The sequence below is a fragment of the Paenibacillus sp. MSJ-34 genome (assembly GCF_018918005.1).
Lineage (GTDB): Bacteria > Bacillota > Bacilli > Paenibacillales > Paenibacillaceae > MSJ-34.
On the sequence record NZ_JAHLPR010000096.1, the window covers coordinates 1 to 6,703 of the forward strand.

A 6,703-nucleotide genomic window follows, 5' to 3' on the forward strand; every position below is an offset into this window, starting at 1 on the left:
GTAGACTTCACCTAAAAGGTGCTCCTCTCTTTGGGTGTAGTGTTCTCGACAAACACCATTCTACCAAAGATTTGGGCACTTTTTTATGTTTTCAATGAACGGTACTTTCGAAATTTAGGATAATACCTATTCAACCTTGAACGTCAATTATGGAAGCGTCGACAACGATATCCTGCCGATTTGGAGAGCATGCAGCAAGAATGACTTACTGAGGAGGTAACAATGGGAAGAAGAAGATCGCCGGTTATGAAACTTTGCGAGTTGGAACAATGCAACGAAAGACATTATGCGAAAGGTCTCTGCAAGCGTCATTACCATCAGAACAGGCGCGACCTGTTGAAACAGACAAAAAAAATAAGCCGTGACGGCTCTGCCAACAATATGCAATCGGAATTGCTTTAAATTCGAGCAAGGTACGCTTTCAATCGTATGACCGTTGCGGAAGGAACGGGATTAGCCGCCTTCAATTAGCCAATCGCTCTTTGAAATGCCAATGCAACGCGTTCCTTCTGAATCGGTTTCACAATGAAATCCGTCGCCCCGTTTCGCATCGCTTCCATTACCATTTGCTGTTGTCCCATGGCGGAACACATAATGACTTTCGCCTGCCGGTCCATTTCCTTAATTTTCTTCAACGCGCCAATCCCGTCCATTTCCGGCATCGTAATATCCATCGTAACCAAATCCGGTCGATGCATCGAATATTGCATAACGGCCTCCTTGCCATTGCTTGCCTCCGCTACGACCTCATACCCCAATTCTTCCGCGATGTCCCGAAGCATCATGCGCATAAATGCCGTGTCGTCGCACACTAGAACCCGATACATGTTTCATCCCCCGTATTTTCAATGATGCGGCCGAGCCGGAGACGCTCATCTTCGAAACGCTCCGATCGCCGTTTTTCCCATATTTTTCGCGAATATCATTTTTTTGTCCGCAATATTGATCAAATCGTTCAATCGGACGCCATGTTTCGGATAGACGGAGCAACCGACGGATACCGTAACATGAATGGACAATTCGTCGCGAAGCGTCGAGATGTTGTACATCATTTGCTTATGCCTCTGTTTCACCGCCGTTTCGTCCGTATAAGGCATCATCATGACGAATTCATCGCCGCCCCAACGAACGATGTACTTCTCGCCTTTGAACGATTGAAGGACGGTCGCGGAGATTCGCCTCAATACCTCGTCTCCCGCATGATGGCCGTATCGATCGTTGATCGATTTGAAGTGATCCACATCGATAAAGAAAAGCGCGATTTTTTGCGATTTCTTGTTCGCCTTCTTCACGAGCTTCTCAAAAATGCGAAAGGCCATCCTCCGATTGTAAGCCTTCGTCAACGAATCGATCTCGGATGCGTACTTTACTTCGTCGTAATGTTTGCCCAGTCGCCATGACAATAGAACCAGTATATTGGAAAGGAAGACAAACCATAGATGAATTTGTCCGATCGCCCCAAAGTAAATATTTAATGCCATTAAACTTCCAAACGAAAAAAGCGTTAATACGAATCTTCCTTTATATTTCATATAAATGGTACTCACTCCTATGATATTGAATCTTCTTGTTTCGATTTCGCGTTTTACGCAACGTGAACTATTCTACAATACGGGGCTGAACAAAAACTGAACTTAACTCCGGGCGGGAACGTTTCATGTGATTTCACGTGTTCGGTTACCTTGTAAAACGACGAAAAAAAGCCCGCTGAGCGTACTCAACAGGCCAATAGATTGTTAGCAATGTTATGCGTTACGCGAACGTTTTCTTCTTAGGAAAACAATTCCTAAAGCGACAAGACCGAGACCGGTCAACTGCATCATGAGATGGCTGTCTTCCCCGGTCTTCGGAAGCGTTTGTCCCGAACCGCTTCCCGGTCCCGGATGCGGGCCGTTGCCGGCCGAAACTTCGCCGTTTCCGCCTGCCGGCAGTTTCTCTACAAGAACGTCATAGTGCACGGTCTCTTCATTTCCGGCTGCATCGGTTACGACGACTGTGAACGAATCCTCTCCGACATACCCCGGATTCGGCGTATAAGTCCATTTGCCGTTTGGATCGATCGTCACCTTGCCATGCTCCGGTTCTTTGCCAATCTTCGCTTCGCTTCCTTCCGGAACGTTCGCATCGCCTTGAACGGGAGTTTCTTTAGGCGTCTTTACTTTCTCCCCAGGCGTTGCCGGTTTGTTCGGTTTTTCCGGATTTGGCTTGCCCGGCGTTTCCGGGTCCTTCGGATTTCCCGGTTTCGGATCGGTCGGCGTGCTCGGGCCAGGATCGTAGCCGCCTCCACCACCGCCGCCGCCGTTATCCGTATAGCGGTAATTCTCTACGATTACAACCGCTTCGTCCTCTTGGCTGCGAACGATTTCGAACTCGGTCAGCCTCGTTTTGATGTAATAACCGGCCGGCGCTTTCGTCTCTTCGAAGTAGTACTTGCCCGGTATAAGCTCCGTTATCAGCAATTCGCCGTTACCGTCGGTCGTTAACCCCTTCAGTTCGTTCCCTTCCGCGTCTATGACCGGATTTTTCCGCTCGTCGAGCAGCGTGAATTGCGCGCCTTTCAGCTTGACGTTCGGACGGCCGCTTTCCACCTTGGTCAGTTTGACGGAGCCGGGGATGAGCCGGTTGACGGAAGAAACGCTTACGATCTTGCCTTCCTCCTCAATGTCAAACTCAATCGGCGTCGGATCGAGGATATAATGTTCCGGCGCTTTCGTCTCAACGAATTGATAGCTGCCTCCAACCAAGCCGTTCACGGTTAACTTCCCGTCCGCGCCCGTCTTTAACCCGCTCTGCGGTTCGCCGCTAATTACTACGACGTTTCCGTCCGCATCGCGAAGCTCAAATTCCGCGCCTTCCAGTGGAGTACCGTCATACTCGTCCGTCTTGGTCAATTCGACGGAAGCGTTGCGGATGATTTCATTCGCCATACTGCGCGTCACCATGGCGGTCTGTCTCGGATCGATTTGGAACGTAATCGGAGTGTCGTCCAGCTTGTAACCTAACGGCGCCTTCGTTTCCACGAATTGATAGTCGCCCGCGTCCAAGTTGGCTAGGAAGATTTTCCCTTCCATATCCGTTTTCAGTTCCGTTGCCCCGTCAACGTCTACATACTGTCCTGCAGGATTCTTTTTCTGCAGTTTAAAGATTGCTCCTGCCAAAGCTTTGGTAGGATCGTTCTTATCGTATTTCTTCAATTCGACATCCCAAACGCCCTTCTCGTTCGTGATCGTGAATGGAACCGTATCGCCCGTTTTGTCGGATGTAAATTCAATTGTTTTTCCATCCTTGTACTCCTCGTCAATCAGATAGCCGGATGGAGCTTCCACTTCTTTCAGCACATATTTGCGGTACTTGTATTTTTTCTTCGTCGTTACTTCGCCGTTCGAATCTGTGGTGAGCGTCTCCAGCACATTGGTGCCCGATTCGTCCTGAAGTTCGAATATGGCGCCAGCCAACTTCGTATTCGGTTCATCGGCGTCGACTTTCACAACCTTGATGTATCCTGTTCCGATCATGAAGGTTCTGCCGCCCGCACCTGGGGTAAAACTGACTTTACTGTCTTTATTGCCCTCGACGATACCCGCGCTGTCGCTATGGCCGGCAAAAGTGACCCCATTGCTTATGGTTTGGCCGCTGTCGTCATTAATGAACGACTTGTATTGTAAAATATAAGCTTCTTCAATCGGCTTGTGAAAAGTTAGCGTGAACGAATCCGCACCGGTCTCTTCGTTTGTTTCAAACGTAATCGTATACTCGGAAGGATCGACAAGTTTTGCATTTCTCAAACTATCGATTACACCGCTCGTTGTCACTTCCGGTTTATACAATTGAAACGAATCTTGCTGCAAAATTTGATTAGGCGATAAGGTGTCTGTTAAGCTCGGTTTTGCGACATAGGATTGGCTGAAATTGACGTTAACCGTCCATGTCGCATAGACTTGCTCTGATCCCGTTCCCTGAACAGGCAGCTTTTTCGCAACATACTACTCCCCGGCTTTCGGGGGCCCAACTTGATCTCCTTTGTTGAACAGCAGTGTCTTGCTTGGATCATTGCCGTCATGCAAGGTCGCTTGATTGGAGTAACCTTCCTTGAGAACAGGATACCCTTTCAAACTCGTCTGGTACGTAATGCGGTAAGCGGAATTGATTTGGTCGTTAAAGGTTAATTCGAACCCTTTTTTTCCATCGTGTTCAACAGCATCATTAAATTCATACGCTTTAAACTCAGGAGTTCCTTCGGGCACACTTACTTTGCCGTCTGCAGCGATAGTTAAAGGATGAACTTTCAAGGAACCTTCAACGAAATCTTGCCCTTTCGTATAGAAATCGCGTACGACGGCTTGATCGATGACGTGACGGTTGAAATTGACGTCGATCGTCCATGTGATGACTTTATTAACGGCATCATATTTGCCTTCTTTATGACCGTTGTTTTTCATGTACGGTTCCGTTACAGCCGTCTTATTTTGATACTTCAGAGTGTCAGGAGGATTAGGATACTCATTCCATTTGATCTCAGCTTGATTCTCATACGTATGAGTTTTCACCTTATCCGGGGTGAAATAGGTAGGATCGAACGAGGTCTTGTAAGTGATCGTATGATGTTCCGTGATCGTATTTTTAAACTCGATGTTAAACCCTTTATCAAAACCTTCGTTCTCGCCGCTATCCGCTTCGATCGTTAACGTATAATCCTCGTCTTCGGTTAAGTTGCTAATCGTTAAGCTGATCAATTCCAACCCTTGGCTGGCAAAGTCGTCCGAAATCACGACACCGGTCATCTCATGCTTGTCTTTATTGAGGTCAATCGTCCAGGTGATCGTTTTATCGGCATAATTGATCGTTCCGTTATGTTTCTTAAATACTTCTTGACCAATCTTTTGTGTATCGCTTTTTTTGATACCGCCAAACATTTCGACTGTATTCGTAACCTCTTGACTCTCATAGACGCGGTTTATTGCTTTCGTTGTATATTTGATTTGATATGCCGAGTTCACGCCGTTCTTGAACTTCAGCTTAAAGCCCTTGTCAAAACCAGTGCCGACTCCTTCAAATATATAATTGGTTGAGTCGACGAGGTTAGAATTCGTAGCGTTGCCGCTGTTGTCGATCGTCACGCTATATACTTTAAACGATCCTGGCACCAACTCTTGCTGTGTAGTATCAAATGTATCGACAAGCAACGCTTCTTCCTCAGCAAGGGCTTGCTGGTTGAAATTGTAGTCGATTGTCCATTCGATTTCTTGCTTGGAAGGATTGTAATTGCTTGCCTTTTTATTCAATGGCTCATTGAATTTTACCGGTACACTAACGCCTGCCTTTTGACTAAACGGCTTGGAATCGACAGTTCCGGAAACTTCTACATCATTTTTGTATCGTGGGCTGTAATCGGCATCCCCACCAGATGGCAAAGGAACCTTCGTCGTATACTCCACGCGGTACGCCTTGTCAATGATGCCGTTGAATTCGATTTTGAACCCATCGTTTGTGTTGTCTTTCGTGAAATTAGTATAGCTTGCTCCTTGCCCCGGTTCTCCGCCTTTTATTTTCACTTGTAACTCAGTTACTTCAACCGAATCTAAATTAACGGTTAATCCATTCGGCAACTTGTCCCGGAAAACGGCATTGCTTATCGTCTCCTCGCCCAAGTTGAAATCGACGACCCAATGTATTTCGTCCGGATTTCTGGAGTTCGGGCTGCCATTTTTGTATGCCTCGCCTTTTTTGGTGACCGTAGCATTTCCGTCGGGTTTGAAATGGACGGGAATAGTGACAGAATCTCTATGGGGAATGTCGAAAACGATGTTTTGCTTCGTGCTGTCTTCCAACGCCGACCCGTCAAATTGCCTCCAAATATAAAAGTTTCCCGTATACCCCTGGCCGCTGTTTATTTGCTCGTTAAATGTAAAAACGACTTGGCCGTTTGAAGATATGGTAAACGTTCCTACAACTCCGACTTCGGCATAAAGCTCCCCTGTTTCATCGAACCCCGAAAATTTATCAGGCAACTTGAACGTAAAGGTTGCGCCATCGGAATAATGATGTTCATCGGGAAGCTCCCATGAATAGTCGATAACTACCGTATCTCCCGAACCGGGACGAATATCCCGAATTTTTTGCGCTTCAGGATTCGGACTTCCATCTTCCTTGAAAGGCAAGTCATTCCACATCTCCACGCCTTGGATAAGATCGTATGTAATTTCCGTCGCGGTCATCGGACTCACCAAAGACGGCGTACCGTATACATGATCCGTGACGCTTCCCCCGGCCGGGCTTCCCGGAGCTTTCGATTCGTCGTTGGCGCTAATGAACGAAGCCGGCAATGCGAGATTCAGCAGCAGCATCGCCATCAATGCAAAATACGACGTTCTCCTCAATTTCCTTTTCATTACAAACCTTCACCTCGCTATGAAATTGTCAAAGTACAAGCGAACACCATGATCGAGTGTCCTTCGTAACGCTCCTCCTTTCCGCATGTCAGCTTGGAGGTTTATTCCAGTGAGCCTATGTTACGCGAACTGACATAAATCGGTATTCTTGCATTGTCATGCTGTCGAACAAAGTCGATAATGCATCATTTTTACATAGGATCTCGGAATAAACCGGGCGATTGAGGCTCAATTTGGGGTGCTTGAGTTAAAATTATCGATGTAAACGTGTTTTTGAAAGCAATTTTCAAAAATGCGTATGCTAAAGAACCCGA

At 46.9% G+C, this 6,703-nt stretch carries 5 protein-coding genes; 1 reads left to right on the forward strand and 4 read right to left on the reverse strand.

Going from position 1 to position 6,703, the window contains the following annotated elements:
* Positions 1-222 precede the first annotated feature (222 nt).
* Positions 223-402 carry a hypothetical protein gene (locus KQI79_RS26815; protein WP_216541402.1) on the forward strand — a complete coding sequence of 60 codons (180 nt, stop codon included), beginning with the start codon at positions 223-225 and terminating at the stop codon, positions 400-402.
* 65 nt (positions 403-467) lie between these two features.
* On the opposite strand, the gene KQI79_RS26820 is transcribed toward KQI79_RS26815, so the two are convergent.
* From KQI79_RS26820 to KQI79_RS26835, 4 genes are all read right to left on the reverse strand, one after another.
* Positions 468-827, reverse strand: coding sequence for a response regulator (locus KQI79_RS26820; protein WP_216541403.1), 360 nt, complete (start codon positions 825-827; stop codon positions 468-470).
* A gap of 45 nt (positions 828-872) precedes the next feature.
* Positions 873-1,481, reverse strand: coding sequence for a GGDEF domain-containing protein (locus KQI79_RS26825; RefSeq protein WP_216541404.1), 609 nt, complete (start codon positions 1,479-1,481; stop codon positions 873-875).
* A gap of 264 nt (positions 1,482-1,745) precedes the next feature.
* On the reverse strand, positions 1,746-3,968 hold the full coding sequence (locus tag KQI79_RS26830) for a SpaA isopeptide-forming pilin-related protein (protein ID WP_301287988.1): 2,223 nt from the start codon (positions 3,966-3,968) through the stop codon (positions 1,746-1,748).
* A 15-nt stretch (positions 3,969-3,983) separates the two neighbouring features.
* Positions 3,984-6,389 carry a collagen binding domain-containing protein gene (locus KQI79_RS26835; protein WP_216541406.1) on the reverse strand — a complete coding sequence of 802 codons (2,406 nt, stop codon included), beginning with the start codon at positions 6,387-6,389 and terminating at the stop codon, positions 3,984-3,986.
* Positions 6,390-6,703 lie beyond the last annotated feature (314 nt).